Source organism: Cellulomonas sp. H30R-01 (assembly GCF_010119915.1).
Taxonomy (GTDB): Bacteria; Actinomycetota; Actinomycetes; order Actinomycetales; family Cellulomonadaceae; genus Cellulomonas; species Cellulomonas algicola.
In genome coordinates this window covers 610,701-627,039 of record NZ_CP048210.1, presented here as the reverse complement: position 1 = coordinate 627,039, position 16,339 = coordinate 610,701, and the positions used below count along the sequence as shown (strand labels likewise).

Here is a 16,339-nt window from a genome sequence, read left to right as displayed (position 1 = left end):
GTCAGGCCTCGCTTTCGGATCCGGACAGGGGTGACCCGGCGGTGACGTCCTCGCGCGGCGGCGAGGTCGGGCCGGGGGCTTCGGGGGCGACGGCGGCTCGGGCGGCGTCGGTGCCGGCGGCGCGGCGGGCGGCGACGCGGCGGGCGCGCGCGGTGCGCCACGACCCCACGACGCCGGTCGGGGCGGCGGCCATGAGGACGACGAGCGCGAGGCCGAACACGAGCAGCGCGAGGTTGCCGTCGAGCCGCTGCGCGAGGTCGTCGGGGACGGGCAGCGCGTCGACGAGGGTCGCGACGAGCCACGGCAGGAGGACGACGAGCACCGCGCCGACCGCGGCACCGGCGAGCGAGCCGAGCCCGCCGACGACGACCGCGACCAGCAGCAGGAGCGACGTCGCGAGCCCGTACGCGCCAGGCGTGACCGACTGCGTGACGAGGACCAGGACGGCACCGCCGAGCCCCGCGGCGGTGGACGCGACGACGAACGCGAGCACCGTGGTGCGGCCGGGGGCGATCCCGGCGAGGGCCGCGGCGGTCGCGTCGTCGCGGACGGCGCGCATCCGCAGCCCGGTCCGGCCGCGCGCGAGGACGTGGAGCGCGCCGAGGACGCCGGCGGCGACGGCGATCGCGAGCCAGGCGTGCCACTGCTCGAGGGCGATGACCCGCGTGAGCGCGTCCGGCACGCGTTCGAGCGGGGCGCGCACCCCCTGGTCGCCGCCGAGCCCCGGCACGGTGGACGCGACGGCGGGGAGCGCGACGACGAGCGTGAGCGTGAGCCCTGCGAGGTACGGGCCACGCAGGCGTGCACCGGCGAGCCCCAGGAGCAGCCCGACCGCCCCGGACAGCGCGACGGCCCCGGCAAGACCGGCGAGGACGCGCACGACGCCCGGTGCGTCGGCCAGCGCGGACGCGGTGAGCGCGTACCCGTACCCGCCCGCGGCCATGAGGGCGGAGTGGCCGAGCGAGAGCTGCCCGGACAGCCCGACGAGCACGGTGAGCCCGGCGGTCGCGCACAGGTAGGCGGCGACGAGCGCGAGCTGGTAGTTGCGGTACGGGTCGAGCAGGAACGTCCCGGCGACGCCCGCGAGCGCGCCGAGCAGCGCGACGACGACGACGCGCGCCGGGCCGGCGGTGGGCAGCAGCCTCATGCGCGCCTCGCCTCGACCCCGGCGACGAGGCCCTGCGGCCGGACCAGCAGGACGACGACGAGCAGCGCGAGCACCGCGATCGGCGTGACGCCCGCCCCGAGGTACCCGGTGACGAGGCTCATGAGGACGCCGACGCCGATCCCGCCGACGAGCGCCCCGCCCGGGGAGTCGAGCCCGCCGACGACGGCGACGGTGAAGGCGAGGACGAACAGCACGTCGGTCGCGTGCGGGTGCAGACCGAGCTCGGTGGGCAGCAGCAGCAGCGCGGCGAGCGCGGCGACGGCCGACGCGAGCGCCCAGGCGACCGTCCGCATGCGGGCGACCCGCACGCCGAGCAGCCGGGAGACCTCGGGCGCGAAGGCGGACGCGCGCAGCTGCAGCCCGAGCGTGGTGCGGGTGAACAGCAGCCGCAGGCCGAGCATGAGACCGAGCGCCACGGCGACGACGAGCACGTCGTACGGCGACCCGAGAGGCACCCCGCCGACGGACCACGGCTGGTCGCTCACGGGCGGCGCCACGGGGACGTGCTGCGGGCCGGCGACGATCCCGAGCGCGGACTGCAGGACCATGACGAGCCCGATCGCGAGGATCACGCCGCCCAGCGGCGTCGTCGCGTACCGCATGAGCCCGCGCTCGACCGCGGCACCGAGCAGCCCGCCCGCCACGACTCCGGCGAGCGCGCCCCACCACCACCCGCCCGTGGTCTGCGCGACCCCGACCGCGACGTACGCGGCGACGACGGCCATCGCCCCGGCCGCGAAGTTGACGATGCGCGCGGCGCGCCAGATGAGCACGAGCGACAGCGCGAAGAGGGCGAGCACCGTGCCGCGTGCGACGCCGCCGCCGACGAGGAAGACGAACCGGTCCACTCAGAACCCCAGGTAGGCATGTCGGAGGGCCTCGTCGTGCGCGAGGTCCCGGGCGGGCCGGGACGCGACGACGCGCCCCAGGTCGAGCACGACGCCACGGTCGGCGACGGACAGCGCGGCGGCGACGTTCTGCTCGGCCAGCAGCACGGCGAGGCCGTCGTCGCAGCGGGCCCGCAGGAGCGCCATGATCTGCGCGACGACCTGCGGTGCGAGGCCGAGCGACGGCTCGTCGAGCAGCAGCACGCGCGGTCCCGCGACGAGCGCGCGGCCGATCGCGAGCATCTGCCGCTCGCCGCCCGAGAGCTGGTGCCCGAGCGCGGCGCGTCGCCGGTCGAGCGACGGGAAGAGCGCGTACACCTTCTCGACCGCGGCACGCCGGGCCGCCGCGGCGCGGTGCGCGGTGAGCCCGCCGAGCTGGAGGTTCTCGTCGACCGTGAGCTCGACGACGACGCCCCGGCCCTCGGGGACGTGCGCGAGCCCGCGTCGGGCGCGGTCCTCCACGGCGACGCCGTGCAGGTCGTCGCCGGCGAGCGCGACCGTGCCGCCCGCGAGCGGCAGGAGCCCCGACGCGGCCCGGAGCAGCGTGGTCTTGCCGGCGCCGTTGGCGCCCACGAGCGCGACGAGCGCACCGGGCTCGACCTCGAGCGTGACGTCGTGCAGCACGGGCGCGCCGCCGTACCCGGTCGTGAGGCCGCGGACGGTGAGCGCGGGCGTCATCGGGCGCCTCCGCCGGGTGCGCGCCCGTCGTGGCCCGTCCCGCCGGGTGCGCGCCCTTCGTGACCCGTCCCGCCGGGTGCGCGCCCGTCGTGGCCCGCCGACGCGGCGGCGTCCGCGGGGATGCCGAGGTACGCCTCCTCGACGCGCGGGTCCCGCCGGACGTCCTCGGGCGCGCCGGTCGCGATGACGTGCCCGAAGTCGAGCACGACGACCCGGTCGCTCACGCCCATGACGAAGTCGACGTGGTGCTCGACGAGCAGGACGCCGGTGCCCGCGGCGGCGACGCGCCGGACGACGTCGGCGAGACCGGCGATGTCCTCGGGGCCGAGCCCGCCGGCCGGCTCGTCGAGCAGCAGCAGGCGGGGGCGCGCGACGAGCGCGCGGGCGAGCGCGACGGCGGCGCGCTGGGCGTACGGCAACGAGCCGACGGGCAGCGACGCCCGCGCGGCGAGCCCGAGGTCCGCGAGCTGCGCGTCGGCGCGCGCGTCGGCGTCGACCGCACCACCCGGCACGCCGACGGCGACGTTCTCCCGCACGCTCAGGCCCGGGAACAGCCCGAGACCCTGGAGGGTGCGGGCGACGCCGCGGCCCGCGAGGCGTGCGGTGGGGCCGAGCGGGCGGCCCTCGAAGGTCACGGTGCCGCGGGCCGGTCGCACGAGACCGCAGACGGCGTTGAAGACCGTGGTCTTGCCCGCGCCGTTGGGGCCGATGAGCGCGACGACCTCGCCGCCGGCCACGTCGAGGTCGACGTCCTCGACGGCGGTGAGGCCTCCGAAGCGGACGGTGAGGCCCCGCACGACGAGGCGCGGACCGGTCGTGGCCGCCCTCGCGGCGGGCGGTCCGGCTGTCGGGCTGCGCAGACTCACGGTCGACCTCCCGTGCACCTCGTCGTGACGCGATGCGCCGACGGTACAACAGAAACCGACCAGCCGGTATGGGCTGTGACCGACGTGTGACCTGCGGACGTGGTGCCCACGGGGCTCAGGCGTGCGGCACGCCGGCGATCATGCCGCCGTCCACCACGAGCTCGGTGCCGGTCACGTACGCGGAGTCCGTCGACACGAGGAACAGCACCGCCCCCACGACGTCGTCCGGTGTCGCCGTGCGCCCGAGCGGGATGCGCTGGCGGGACGCGTCGAGGCGCTCGGTCATGGGCGTCACCACGAAGCCCGGGTGCACGGAGTTGACGCGGATCCCCGCGGGGCCCAGCTCGACCGCGAGCGACTTCGTCAGGCCGCGCACCCCGAACTTCGACGCCACGTACCCGTGCAGCCCGGCGTCGCCCCGCATGCCCTCGACCGACGAGATGTTGACGATCGAGCCCCGCCCGGCGGCGCGCATGCCCGGCACCACCGCCCGCGCACCGAGGAACGTGCCCGTGAGGTTGACCGCGATCACCGCGTCCCACTGGTCCTTGCCGTACCGCTCGAGCCGCCCGGCGTTCGCGATCCCCGCGTTGTTGACGAGCACGTCGACGACACCGAACGCCGCCGCCGCCTCGACCGCCGCGGCCCACGAGTCCTCCGACGTCACGTCGAGCGGCACCGCGAGCGCCCCCGGGCCCAGGTCGGCCGCGAGGCGCTCCGCCTCGTCGACCAGCACGTCGCCGACGACGACAGCAGCCCCCGCCGCGTGCAGCGCGCGCACGTACGCCGCGCCGAGCCCGCGGGCACCCCCGCTCACCAGCGCCACCGATCCGTCGAGCCTGGCCATGCGGTCCTCCGAAGGTCGTCGGTGCGGTGTCGGCCCGGGACGCGGCGGCCGCGTCGGCCCGGCTGGGCGGGTCAGGCGACGCGCACGACGAGCCGCCCGGTCGTCCCGCCGCCCGCGAGCCGGGCGACCGCCTCCGGGGCCCGTTCGAACGGCACGACCTCGCTCACCACGGGGCGCACCGCGCCCTGCTCGACGAGGCCCGTGAGCGCCCGGTGGGCGAGCCGGACCAGGTCGGGCCGGCGCCGCGCGTAGAGCGCCCAGTGCAGGCCGAGCACGCCGTAGTTCTTCACGAGCGCGTGGCTCGCACGCGCGTCCTGGATCGTGCCGCTCGCGAAGCCGACGACCACGATCCGGCCCTCGAACGCCACGCACCGCGTCGCCGCCTCGTACGCGTCACCGCCGACGGGGTCGACGACCACGTCGACCCCCGCGCCGCCGGTCGCCTCCCGCACCGCCGCCACGACGTCCTGCGCGGACCGGTCCACCACGACGTGCGCGCCGGCGTCCCGCGCGACCGCGGCCTTCGCCTCGGACCCGACGACGCCGACGACCCGTGCCCCCGCGGCCGCGGCGAGCTGCACGGTGGCGGTCCCGACGCCGCCCGCGGCGGCGGTCACGAGCACGGTCTCGCCGCGCCGCAGCCCGGCCCGCCGGTGCAGCGCGAACCACGCAGTCTGGTAGGCGATGACGAACCCGGCGGCCTGCTCGTCCGACAGCCCGGCGGGGGCGGGCCAGACCTCGTGCGCGTCGAGCACCGCACGCTCGGCGAGCACCCCGATCCGCGACCCGACGACGCGGTCGCCGACGGCCACGTGCTCGACGCCGTCGCCGACGGCGAGCACGTCACCGCACAGCTCGATGCCGGGCACGAACGGCAGCGGCGGGCGCTCCTGGTACTGCCCGCGCGCGAGCAGCACGTCGGGGAAGTTCACCGCGACCGCGCGCACGCCCACGAGCACCTGCCCGGGACCCGGCGCGGGGGCGGGCACCTCCGCGAGGCGCAGCACGTCGACGGGCTCGCCGTACCGCTCCACGTGCCACGCCCGCACGGTTCAGCCCTCCGGACGGGCGGCGATGCCCGCGAGGAACAGCTCGGTGAGCTGAGCGGCGACCTGCTCCTTGGTCTCGGGCCCGTCGGGCGAGAACCACGTCGGCAGGTAGTGCACGTCGGCGAAGAAGTGCGCGACGATCACCCCGCGCGGCACGTCCGTCCGGTAGTGACCGTCGGCCTGGCCCTTCTCCAGCAGCGCCGCGAACGTGTCGTGGTACGCGCGGCGCCGTCGCGTGACCTCCTGCTGACGCGGCTGGGACAGCATGTGCACGCTGCGGAAGAAGACGGTGCCCTCCAGCAGGAAGTCGATCGACGTCTCGATGACGTCGACGCACGCCGCCCGCAGGAGGACGTCGACCGGCTCGTCGCGCGCCGCGATGGCCTCCAGGTGGTCGGTCTGGAGCGTGAGCATGCGGTCGTAGACGGCGAAGAGCAGGTCGTCCTTCGACTGGAAGTAGTGGTACATGGCGCCCTTGGTGACGCCCGCCGCGTCGACGACCTGCTGCACGGAGGTGTTCGCGTACCCCTGGGCCGCGAACAGCCCGAGTGCGGCCCGCAGGACGTCGTCGGCCACGCTGGTCTGCTTCATGCGGTCATCCTTCCCCCCACGGGCGCACGCTGACGCCACCGTCGAGCACGAGCGTCTGCCCCGTCACCCAGGCGGCGTCACCGGACAGCAGGAACGCGACCGGCCCGGCGACGTCCTCCGGCTCCCCGATCCGCGCGAGCGGGTACCGCGCCGCGACGGCCGCCTCGTCGTCCTCGTACAGGCGGCGCGCCAGCTGCGTGCGGACGACCGCGGGAGCGACGGCGTTGACCCGCACGCGTGGCGCGAGCTCGACAGCGAGCTGCGCGGTGAGGTTGAGCAGCGCGGCCTTGGACACGCCGTACAGCGCGATGCCGGGGCTCGACGTCAGCCCTGCGGCCGAGCCCGTGCACACGACCGACGCGCCGTCGTGCGCGCCGAGCCCGGCGGCGACCGCGTCCCGCGTCCACTCGAGGGCGGCGACGACGTTGACGGCGAGGATCTTGTCGACCGCGGAGCGCTCGATGTCGAGCAGCGGGCCGTAGACGGGGTTGATGCCGGCGTTGTTGACGAGGTGGTCGAGCCGGCCGAACCGGTCGACGGCCGTGGCGACCGCGACGGCCCGGTGCTCCGGGTCGTCGACCTTCCCGGCGACGCCGACGGCACGCTCGGGCCCGATCGCGGCGACCGCCTCGTCGAGCGTCTCCGCACGCCGGCCGGTCAGGACGACGCGCGCGCCCTCGTCCGCGAGCCGCTGCGCGACCGCGAGGCCGATGCCCCGGCTCGCACCGGTCACCAGGGCGACCCTGCCCTCGAACCTGTTCATCACGTCCTCTCGCCGCGGCCCGCCGGAACGCCCGGTCCGACCGCCACGCGGGCTGTCGACATGCGGGGCCCGCGTGAAACCGACCGTTCGGTATGTCGCGACAGTACACGACACCACCCCACGGCGAGGCGCTTCCGGCCACGACGCGCAGGACCCGGCCCGCCGACCACTACCGTGTGAGCGTGAACACGAGCACCGCTCCCCACCGGCCCGCGCGCGCGCTGCCCACGGGCACCCAGCACACCCTCACCCGCGGCGACGCCCGCGTGGTGGTCGCCGCCGTCGGCGCCAGCCTGCGCGAGTACACCATCGGTGGCGTCGACGTCGTCCTGCCGTTCGCCGAGACCGAGTCGGCCCCCGCGTTCTCCGGCGCGGTCCTCGCGCCCTGGCCCAACCGGCTCACGGACGGCGAGTACGTGTTCGACGGCACCGCCTACGAGGTGCCCGTGACCGAGCACGCCCGCCGGACCGCCCTGCACGGCCTGGTCGCCTACGTCGCGTTCACCGCGAGCGAGCACACCGACGACCGGCTCGTCCTCGAGCACACGGTCGTCCCGACGCCCGGCTACCCGTGGTCCGTGCACCTCGCGGTCGCCTACACCCTCGACGACGAGGGCCTGCGCATCGAGGTGACCGCGACCAACGTCGACGCGACGGACGCCCCCTACGGCATCGGCTTCCACCCCTGGCTGTCCCCTGGGGACGCGACCGTCGACGAGTGCACCCTGCAGGTCGACGCCGACGTGCACGTCACCGTGGACGACCGGCTGCTCCCGACCGGCACCGAGCCGGTGAGCGGCACGTTCGACCTGCGCACCCCCGTCCCGCTGCGCGGAGTGGAGCTCGACGACGCGTGGGTCGGCGTGACGCGCGACGACGCGGGCCTGTCGTGGATCCGCCTGGGCCGCCCCGACGGCCGGACGGTCGCGATGTGGGCCGACGACAGCTTCGTCGCGTGGCAGGTCTGCACGGGTGACGGGATCCCGCGCCTCGACCGCCGCGGCGTCGCCGCCGAGCCGATGACGTGCGTCGCCGACGCGTTCCGCACGGGCACGGACCTGGTCCGGCTCGAGCCGGGTGCGAGCCACCGCGTCGCGTGGGGTCTGCGCCTGCTCTGACAGCAGCCGCCGTCGAGGGCGCCCGGGCTCCCTGCCCGGGCGCCCTCGTCGCGTCGGGACGGCGGAGCGGGCAGGTCAGCGGTGGAGCGGGCCAGCGGTGGAGCGGGAATCAGCGGTGGAGCGGGCAGGTCAGCGGTGGAGCGGGCAGGTCAGCAGCGCACCACGGACGGCCGGGTCAGCGGCCGTAGTACTCGCCGTCCTCCTGGACACCCTTCGCGTACTCCCAGTGCCACGGCTCGAACGGTCCGCTGCCGCCGCGCTTGGCCCACGCCGGGTTCTCCCAGCCGAACGCCGGCCCGTTGTCGAGGATCCACGCCCACTTGGCACCCGACGTCTGCGTCTGGCAGAGGTCGACGGCCAGCCCCCAGCCGTGGTTGCTCTTGCCGGGGGCAGCGGCGAGGCCACCCTTCTGCGCCTTCACCACACGCTGCTGCGCGAGCGACCGGTAGCCGGAGCTGAGGCACAGGTCGCCGCCGAACCGCGCGACGAACGCCTGGTTGAACTCCGCGAGCGAGACGGCTGCGTCCGCCCGGAGCTGCGTGTGCCCGTCCCACAGGGTGCACAGGTCGGCCGTCCGGAGCAGGCCGTTCTCCCCCGCGGGCCGGTCGGTGCCGTCGCAGCCGGGGAGCGCGGAGCGGATCTCGGTGCGGCTCGTGCCCGCGGCCTCACGGGCGGCGAGCGCGCCGTCGGCCGAGACGAGGGACGACGGCGGGAGGATCGACAGCGACGACGCGGTGAGCGCCGAGACGGTGTCGGGCAGGGACTCCTCGGCCGCGCGCGAGTCGGAGCCCGGCACGCCGACCCCCTCGAGCGCACCCTGGCTGACGGTCGGGATGACGACGGTGACGCCGGCGAGCGCACCGAGGACCCCGAGGCGGACCGCGAGGCGCGGCATCCGGGCCGGGTGGCGGTCGGTCGGGCGGACCGTCGCGGTGCGCGAGCGGATCGGTCGCTCGACGTCGGCCTCGGTCTCCGTGGCGACGGCGGCCGCGCGCGCCGAGGCCCAGGGGGCGGCGGGCTCGGGCTCGTCGTCGAGCGGCAGCGGTGCCATGACGGTCGTCTCGACGGCGGACCGGGCGGCGGGAGCGGACGACGCGGTGGAGGCGAGCGCCGACCACGCCGGTGCGGGCGCGGGGCGCGGGTGGGCGGCCGTCGCGCCGGGCTCGGTCGCGTGCGGCGCGCGCTTCTCGGCCACGACGTCCGGCCGGGCGACGGGCGCCTGCGGCGCGGCGGCGGGCGAGAAGGGCCGCGAGGAGGGTGCCGACGTCGTGGGCGCGGACGCGGTCCAGGACGGGCCGGGGTTCGCGGGGACCCGCGGCGACGCGGCGCGCGCTCCGGCACCGGTCGCCGGCGTGGCCGTCCGTGGCGCGGGCGCCGTCAGGCGGGAACCGGGTGCGGGCGGCGTGGTGCGCGAGCCAGATGCGGGCATCGTCGTGCGCGTACCGGGCGCGGGCATCGTCGTACGCGAGCCGGGCGCGGGCACCGTCGTGCGCGGACCGGGCGCGGGGAGCGTCGTGCGCGAGCCCGGCGCGGGCAGCGTCGCGCGGGGGGCGCTGGACGCGGGAGAGGTCCGTGCGGTCGCGGCGACCCCGTAGGTCGAGCGCGGGGCCGGCTGGGCGGACCCGCCGTCGGGCCGCGGCTGGCTCCACGACGGGAGCGCAGGTCCGGCGGGCTGCGGGGCGGAGGTCACGGGGACGCCCGGGGGCGTGAGCACGGCGGTGGACGTCTGCTCGGCGGCGCGACGCTCGGCCTCACGGAGGCTGCGACGGGTCGGCCGGGGGGTCGCCTCGTTGTGCTCGGGCCCCACGACACCTCCACTCGCTCGGTCCACGCTGGCGGACGTCCGCGGCCGGGGAGGCGTCCCTCTCGGGGCGGCTCCGGCGACCGCGGTCACGAAACCATAACGGGTCGCGGTCGCGCTTCCAAGCCCCCTGGACAGCCGTCCAGGGCCTGCGCACGGCGACACGCGGTGCACATCGGGCGGATCTGCGCCACCGGGTGACCAGACCCACAGGTCAGCGCCGCATCCGGCCCGGACCGGCGTCCGGGTCGGATCAGAACGCCTGGCCGCGCTGCATGGCGTCACGGACCTCGCCGACGAGCTCCTCGAGGATGTCCTCGAGGAAGACGACGCCGACCGTCCGACCGTCGTCGTCGACGCGCGCGAGGTGCGCCCCGGACCGCTGCATCGCGGCGAGCGCGTCCTCGACCTCGTCCCCCGGCGCGACGACCGCGAGCGCGCGCACGCGCCACGTCGGCACCGGCACCTGGCGGGCGTCCGCGTCGGCGTAGAGCACGTCCTTGAGGTGCAGGTAGCCCGCGGGGTGGCCGTCGTCGTCGAGCACGGGGAACCGGCTGTACCCGGTACGTGCGACGAGCCGCTCGACCTCCTCGGGGGTCCCGCCCGGCCCCACGGTGACGAGGGAGTCGACGGGCACCATGACGTCGCCCGCCGTCCGGTCCGAGAACTCGAGCGCGCCCGCGAGCAGGCCCTGCTCGTCCTCGAGCAGCCCCTCGGCCTGCGACCGCTCGACGATCGAGTGCACCTCCTGCGCGGTGAACGCCGACGACACCTCGTCCTTCGGCTCGACCCCGGCCAGCCGCAGCGCGTGGTTGGCGAGCCAGTTGAGCGCGGCGATGACAGGCCGGACCATGCGCGCGATCCAGACGAGCGGCGGGCCGAACATCAGGACGGCGCGCTCGGGTCCGGCGACCGCGAGGTTCTTGGGCACCATCTCGCCGAGCACGACGTGCAGGTACACGACGATCGCGAGGGCCAGCACGAACGCGATGGGGTGCGTGAGGTCCTCGCTCACGCCGAGCGCGTGCAGCGGGTCCTCGATGAGGTGCGCGAGCGCCGGCTCGGCGACGACGCCGAGGCTCGTCGAGCACACCGTGATGCCGAGCTGCGCGCACGCGAGCATCAGGGAGACGTGCTCCATCGCCCACAGCACGGTGCGCGCGCGGCGGTCGCCGGCCTCGGCGAGCGGCTCGACCTGGCTGCGCCGCGCGGAGATGATCGCGAACTCCGCGCCGACGAAGAACGCGTTGCCGGCGAGCAGGAGCGCGCCGACCAGGAGGGCGAGGTTGCTGCTCACGCGTCGGCCTCCTCGTCCTCGCCCGTCGCGACGGCCTGGACCCGGACGCGCTCGACGCGCCGGCCGGCCATGCGGTCGACGGCGAGGCGGACGCGGTCGACGACGATCTCGTCGCCCTGCTCGGGGATCCGGCCGAGCACGTACATGAGCAGGCCGCCGAGGGTCTCGTACGGGCCGTCCTCGGGCACCCGCAGGCCGGTGACCTCGGCGAGCTCGTCGGGCCGCAGGACACCCGCGAGCAGCCAGGAGCCGTCCGCGGACTGCGCGGCGGACTGCCGTCGTCGGTCGTGCTCGTCGGCGACGTCCCCGACGAGCTCCTCGACGACGTCCTCGAGCGTGACGACGCCCGAGGTGCCGCCGTACTCGTCGACGACGACCGCGAGCTGCCCGCCCTGCCGCAGCTCGACGAGCAGGGGTCCGAGGTGCACGGTCTCGGGGACGCGCGGCACGTCGACCATGAGCGCCGCGGCCGGGACCTCGGCGCGCTTCTCGTAGGGCACGGCGACGGCGCGACGCAGGTGCACGAGCCCGACGACGTCGTCGGCGGAGTCGCCGATGACGAGGAACCGGGAGTGCCCGCTCGTGCGGGCGAGCGCGATCACGTCGGCGGCGGAGTCCTCGTCGCGGCGCACGAGCACGAGCCGCCCGCGGTCGGTCATGACGTCGACGGCGGTGAGCTCGGAGAACTCGACGGAGTTGATGAGCAGCGTCGCGGTCGACTCGTCGAGCGTCCCGACCTCGGCGGACCGCCGGACGAGCGCGGCGAGCTCCTGCGGCGAGCGTCCGCCGGCGAGCTCCTCGCGCGGTTCGACGCCCACGCGCCGCAGGATCGCGTTCGCGCTGCCGTTGAACAGCGAGATGAGCGGTCGCAGCGTCGTGGTGAACCCGCGCTGGAGCGGGGCGACGGCGCGCGCGGTCCCGAGCGGGCGGCTGATCGCGAAGTTCTTCGGGATGAGCTCGCCGACCACCATCGAGAAGCCGTTGACCAGCACGATCGCGAGCAGTCCTGCGAGCGCGCCGCCGATCACCCGGCCGAGCGGCGACGACTCGAGCGGCCCGCCGAGCAGGCGCACGACCGCGGGCTGCGTCGTGTAGCCGAGCAGGATGGTGGTGATCGTGATGCCGACCTGCGCGCCGGACAGCTCGGTCGACAGCCGTCGCAGCGCCTTGACGACGGACTGCCCGCGCCGGTCGTCGGGTGCGGTCTGCTTGTCGACGACGCCGGGGTCGAGCGTGACGAGCGAGAACTCGGCGGCGACGAACACCGCGGTGCCGAGCGTGAGGAGCACGCCGAGGCCCACGAGGAGCCACTCGGTCAGCACGGGTCACCGCCCGGGGGTGCGAGGGGCGGCGGGTCGACGGGCGGGACGGACGGGACGGGGAGGCCGGCGCCGTCACCACCGGGCTGGTCGGCCCGCGGGGGTCGCCGGCAGCTACTTGAGCCGCTCATGGTGGCGACATCCTACGGTCCGTCCCGCGGGTGCGCCGGGTGCGCCCGGCGACTCTTCCTGCACCGCTCCGACACGTCTTCCCCCCGGCTCCCCCGCCGAGGTTCCGGGTGCGGGAAGGGTGGCTGTGCCACGCTGACCTCATGATGAACAGCAGCGGTGCGCAGCCGCCCGCGCCGTCCGGAGGTGCCGCGACGACCGTCCTCGTGGTCGAGGACGAGCCGGCCATCGCGCAGGCGATCGCGCACCGCTTCTCCGCCGAGGGGTGGCGCGTCGAGGCCGCCGCCGACGGCCCGTCGGGCGTCGCCGCCGCGACGCGCGTGCGCCCCGACGTCGTGGTCCTCGACATCATGCTGCCGGGCATCGACGGCCTCGAGGTGTGCCGTCAGATCCAGGCCGAGCGCCCGGTGCCCGTCCTCATGCTGACCGCGCGCGACGACGAGACGGACATGCTCGTCGGCCTGGGCGTCGGCGCGGACGACTACATGACGAAGCCGTTCTCGATGCGCGAGCTCGTCGCCCGCACGAAGGCGCTGCTGCGCCGTCAGGAGCGCGCCGCACGTGCCGCCGAGATCGCGGTCGCGACGACGCCCGACCCGCCGCTCGTGATCGGCGACGTCTCGATCGACCGCGCGCAGCGCCGCGTGCAGCGTGGTGACCAGGAGGTCCACCTCACGCCTACCGAGTTCGACCTGCTGGTCGCGCTCGCGAACTCGTCGCGCACGGTGCTCACGCGCGAGCGGCTGCTCGCGGAGGTGTGGGACTGGGTCGACGCGAGCGGCACGCGCACGGTCGACTCGCACGTGAAGGCGCTGCGCCGCAAGCTCGGCGCCGACCTGATCCGCACGGTGCACGGCGTCGGCTACGCGTTCGAGCCCGCGGACGAGGGCTCGACGGCGAGGTCCGAGGGGTCGTGAGCGCGCCGCGTCACGTGCGCGGCGAGGGGAGGTCTCGGTTGCCGGACGTCCGCCCGCTGGACCGGTTCCGCTCGATCAAGATCAAGCTCGGCGTGCTCGTGGCGGCGTCGGTCGCGCTGGCCTCGTTCATCACCTGGGTCGGCCTGTCGCAGTTCCACCTGGGTCCGAGCCGCACGCTGCCGATCGCGATCGCGCTGTCGCTCGTCGTGACGCAGCTGCTCGCGCGCGGCATGACGTCACCGCTGCGGGAGATGACGCACGCGGCGGGCCGGATGGCGGACGGCGACTACAGCCAGCGGGTGCAGGCGACGAGCAACGACGAGGTCGGGCAGCTCGCCGAGGCGTTCAACACGATGTCGGACGACCTCGAGCAGGCGGACACGTTCCGGCGCGAGCTGGTCGCGAACGTCGCGCACGAGCTGCGCACCCCGGTGACGGCGCTGCAGGCGCAGCTGGAGAACATCGTCGACGGCGTGAGCGAGCCCGACCCGGTGACGATGCAGGCGGCGCTCGCGCAGACCGAGCGCCTGGGGCGGCTCGTCACGTACCTGCTCGACCTGTCCCGCCTGGAGGCCGGCGACGTGCCGCTGCAGATCGAGGAGGTCCGGCTCGACGACTTCCTGCACGAGGCCGCGGACGGCGCGGCGCTCGTGGGATCGACGAAGCGGCTGCGCTTCCCGGTGCGCGTCGAGCCCGAGGACCTCGCGGTCCAGGCGGACCCCGAACGGCTGCACCAGGTCGTCGCGAACCTGCTGCACAACGCGGTCCGGCACTCGCCGCCCGACGACGAGGTGCTGCTGGTCGCGTCGCGCGTCGGCACGGACGTCCGCATCGACGTCGTGGACCACGGTCCCGGCATCGCGCCCGAGCAGCGGGCGCACGTGTTCGAGCGGTTCGTGCGCGGCAACACCCCGGCGATCACCGGGCAGGGCTCGACGGGCGGCACCGGGCTCGGGCTGGCGATCGTGCGCTGGGCGGTCGACCTGCACGGCGGCCGGATCGAGGTCGCGGACGAGGGTCCGGGCTGCACGATGCGCGTGACGCTCCCGGGCCGTGCGGCGACGCCGCGGACACGCCCCGCCTGAATCCATTGTTCTAGTCGCGTTAGAACAGTAGGGTCGCGTCATGGCCACGACGACCCCTCTGCCGAGCCACGACCGCGTGATCGCGGTCTCCCACCTGTCGAAGACCTTCGGACCCGTCCGGGCGGTCGACGACCTGACCTTCGAGGTGCACCCCGGCCGCGTGACCGGGTTCCTCGGCCCGAACGGCGCCGGCAAGACGACGACGCTGCGCATGCTGCTCGGGCTCGTGCGCCCGACTGCCGGGACCGCCACGATCGGCGGCCGCCCGTACCACCGCCTCCCGCGCCCGCTGCGCACCGTCGGCGCCGCCCTGGAGGCGTCGAGCTTCCACCCCGGCCGCACCGCGCTCGACCACCTGCGCACCTACGCGCCGCAGGTCGGCGTGCCCGACGTGCGCGCGAGCGAGGTCCTCGACCTCGTGGGGCTCGGCGGTGCCGCGGACCGCCGCGTCGGCGGCTTCTCGCTCGGCATGCGCCAGCGGCTCGCGCTCGCCACGACGCTGCTCGGCGACCCGCCCGTCCTGCTGCTCGACGAGCCCGCGAACGGCCTCGACCCCGAGGGCATCCGCTGGCTGCGCGTGTTCCTGCGGGCCCTGGCCGCCGAGGGGCGCACCGTCCTCGTCTCGAGCCACGTCCTGTCGGAGGTCGAGCAGACCGTCGACGACGTCGTGATCATCGCCCGCGGCCGCCTGGTGCACGCCTCCCCGCTCACCGACCTGGTCCGCCTCGCCCGCCCGCAGGTCCACGTGACCTCACCCGACGCCGCCGGCCTCACCGCGCTCGTCACCGGTGCCGGCTGGACGCGCACCGACCACGCGACGACCGGCGGGCACGAGGTGGACCTCGTCGACGTCGACGCCGCGACGGTCGGCGCCGCGGCGTTCGCGGCAGGGCTCGAGCTGCACGAGCTGAGCACGCGGAACGCCGGCCTGGAAGGGCTGTTCCTCGACATGGTCGCGACGCCGGCCGCCACGACGCACCCGGAGGTGGCGGCCTGATGGGCGCGGCGCTGAGGACCGAGTACCGCAAGCTCGTCACGACCCGCCTGTGGTGGGTCCTGCTGCTCGCGATGGTCGGCTACATGGCGTTCATCGCCCCCGTCATGGCGTTCGTCGTCACGCAGGGCGGCGACATGGGCACCGTCCCGGGCGGCGAGGGCGGCGGCCCCCTGCCGCCCGACGCGATCGTCCGCACCGTCTACACGATCGCCGTCACGCTCGGCTACACCTTCCCGCTCGTCGTGGGCACCCTCGCCGTCACCACGGAGTTCCGCCACCAGACGATCACGCCGACCCTGCTCGCCGAGCCGCGACGCAGCGTCGTGCTCGGCGCCAAGCTGCTGGCCGGCGCGGCGCTCGGCCTCGTCTTCGGTGTCGTGGGCACGGCGACCGTGGCGGGCGCCGGTGCGCTCGTCGTGTCCCTCGCGGGCCAGCCGACGTACCTCGACCTCGCGTCGACGTGGCGGGTGCTGGCGCTGTCCGCGGTGGCGCTGGCACTGTGGGCCGTCGTCGGCGTCGGGTTCGGCAGCATCCTCACCAACCAGGTCGCGGCCATCGTCGTGATCCTCGCCTTCACGCAGTTCCTCGAGCCGCTGCTGCGGTTCGGGCTCGCCGCCACGTCGTGGGGTGACGGCATCGCGCGGTTCTTCCCCGGCGCCGCGGCCGAGGCGCTGTCCGGCGGGAGCCTGTACGCGGAGATGGGGGCGACCCAGCTGCTCGGCCCGGCGCAGGGTGCCGCCGTGCTGATCGGGTACGCGCTGCTCTTCGCGGCGATCGGCCGGTTCACGACGTTCCGCCGCGATATCACCTGACGGGATCCGCCCGTC

General features: G+C 75.6%; 17 protein-coding genes. 6 read left to right on the top strand and 11 right to left on the bottom strand.

The window, feature by feature from the left end; genetic code table 11:
* Position 1: 1 nt before the first annotated feature.
* The 8 genes from GXP71_RS02770 to GXP71_RS02735 all read right to left on the bottom strand — a co-directional run bounded on the left by GXP71_RS02770 (position 2) and on the right by GXP71_RS02735 (position 6,849).
* The gene (locus GXP71_RS02770) at positions 2-1,147 is read right to left on the bottom strand and encodes a branched-chain amino acid ABC transporter permease (protein ID WP_162351407.1); all 1,146 of its coding nucleotides are present in this window, start codon (positions 1,145-1,147) and stop codon (positions 2-4) included.
* Positions 1,144-2,016: a branched-chain amino acid ABC transporter permease gene (locus GXP71_RS02765; RefSeq protein ID WP_162351406.1), complete on the bottom strand. Its 873-nt coding sequence runs from the start codon at positions 2,014-2,016 to the stop codon at positions 1,144-1,146. Before GXP71_RS02765 ends, GXP71_RS02770 begins: the two co-directional genes overlap by 4 nt.
* The gene (locus GXP71_RS02760) at positions 2,017-2,733 is read right to left on the bottom strand and encodes an ABC transporter ATP-binding protein (RefSeq protein ID WP_162351405.1); all 717 of its coding nucleotides are present in this window, start codon (positions 2,731-2,733) and stop codon (positions 2,017-2,019) included.
* Entirely contained in the window at positions 2,730-3,599 is an 870-nt protein-coding gene (locus GXP71_RS02755; protein ID WP_238402573.1) for an ABC transporter ATP-binding protein, read from the bottom strand. Before GXP71_RS02755 ends, GXP71_RS02760 begins: the two co-directional genes overlap by 4 nt.
* A 115-nt stretch (positions 3,600-3,714) precedes the next feature.
* Positions 3,715-4,446 (bottom strand): SDR family NAD(P)-dependent oxidoreductase, encoded by a 732-nt coding sequence (locus tag GXP71_RS02750; protein ID WP_162351404.1) that lies wholly within the window; start codon positions 4,444-4,446, stop codon positions 3,715-3,717.
* 71 nt (positions 4,447-4,517) lie between these two features.
* On the bottom strand, positions 4,518-5,495 hold the full coding sequence (locus GXP71_RS02745) for an NADPH:quinone oxidoreductase family protein (RefSeq protein WP_162351403.1): 978 nt from the start codon (positions 5,493-5,495) through the stop codon (positions 4,518-4,520).
* A 3-nt stretch (positions 5,496-5,498) separates the two neighbouring features.
* A complete protein-coding gene (locus GXP71_RS02740) occupies positions 5,499-6,086 on the bottom strand; it encodes a TetR/AcrR family transcriptional regulator (RefSeq protein WP_162351402.1) in 588 nt (195 codons plus the stop codon).
* Between the two features lie 4 nt (positions 6,087-6,090).
* Positions 6,091-6,849, bottom strand: coding sequence for an SDR family oxidoreductase (locus GXP71_RS02735; RefSeq protein ID WP_162351401.1), 759 nt, complete (start codon positions 6,847-6,849; stop codon positions 6,091-6,093).
* Between the two features lie 182 nt (positions 6,850-7,031).
* On the opposite strand from GXP71_RS02735, the gene GXP71_RS02730 reads away from it, so the two are divergent.
* Positions 7,032-7,967 (top strand): aldose 1-epimerase family protein, encoded by a 936-nt coding sequence (locus GXP71_RS02730; RefSeq protein ID WP_162351400.1) that lies wholly within the window; start codon positions 7,032-7,034, stop codon positions 7,965-7,967.
* 175 nt (positions 7,968-8,142) lie between these two features.
* Here the strand turns inward: GXP71_RS02730 and GXP71_RS02725 are convergent, their stop codons facing one another.
* Positions 8,143-9,018, bottom strand: coding sequence for a M15 family metallopeptidase (locus tag GXP71_RS02725; protein WP_162351399.1), 876 nt, complete (start codon positions 9,016-9,018; stop codon positions 8,143-8,145).
* Here GXP71_RS02725 and GXP71_RS02720 point away from each other — a divergent pair.
* Positions 9,017-9,562, top strand: a complete 546-nt coding sequence (locus tag GXP71_RS02720) for a hypothetical protein (protein WP_162351398.1) — start codon at positions 9,017-9,019, stop codon at positions 9,560-9,562. The genes GXP71_RS02725 and GXP71_RS02720 overlap by 2 nt on opposite strands.
* Positions 9,563-10,021: 459 nt before the next feature.
* Here the strand turns inward: GXP71_RS02720 and GXP71_RS02715 are convergent, their stop codons facing one another.
* Both GXP71_RS02715 and GXP71_RS02710 read right to left on the bottom strand, forming a co-directional pair.
* Positions 10,022-11,065 (bottom strand): hemolysin family protein, encoded by a 1,044-nt coding sequence (locus GXP71_RS02715; protein ID WP_124343711.1) that lies wholly within the window; start codon positions 11,063-11,065, stop codon positions 10,022-10,024.
* Positions 11,062-12,387 (bottom strand): hemolysin family protein, encoded by a 1,326-nt coding sequence (locus GXP71_RS02710; RefSeq protein ID WP_162351397.1) that lies wholly within the window; start codon positions 12,385-12,387, stop codon positions 11,062-11,064. Before GXP71_RS02710 ends, GXP71_RS02715 begins: the two co-directional genes overlap by 4 nt.
* A 272-nt stretch (positions 12,388-12,659) precedes the next feature.
* Here GXP71_RS02710 and GXP71_RS02705 point away from each other — a divergent pair, with 272 nt between their 5' ends.
* From GXP71_RS02705 to GXP71_RS02690, 4 genes are read left to right on the top strand one after another with little or no spacing between them, the layout of a single operon-like run.
* A complete protein-coding gene (locus tag GXP71_RS02705; RefSeq protein ID WP_162354164.1) occupies positions 12,660-13,430 on the top strand; it encodes a response regulator transcription factor in 771 nt (256 codons plus the stop codon).
* Positions 13,431-13,468: 38 nt separating this feature from the next.
* On the top strand, positions 13,469-14,515 hold the full coding sequence (locus GXP71_RS02700; protein ID WP_238402572.1) for a HAMP domain-containing sensor histidine kinase: 1,047 nt from the start codon (positions 13,469-13,471) through the stop codon (positions 14,513-14,515).
* 40 nt (positions 14,516-14,555) lie between these two features.
* Entirely contained in the window at positions 14,556-15,512 is a 957-nt protein-coding gene (locus tag GXP71_RS02695; RefSeq protein ID WP_162351395.1) for an ABC transporter ATP-binding protein, read from the top strand.
* A complete protein-coding gene (locus GXP71_RS02690; protein ID WP_162351394.1) occupies positions 15,512-16,324 on the top strand; it encodes an ABC transporter permease in 813 nt (270 codons plus the stop codon). Before GXP71_RS02695 ends, GXP71_RS02690 begins: the two co-directional genes overlap by 1 nt.
* The last annotated feature ends 15 nt before the right edge of the window (positions 16,325-16,339 follow it).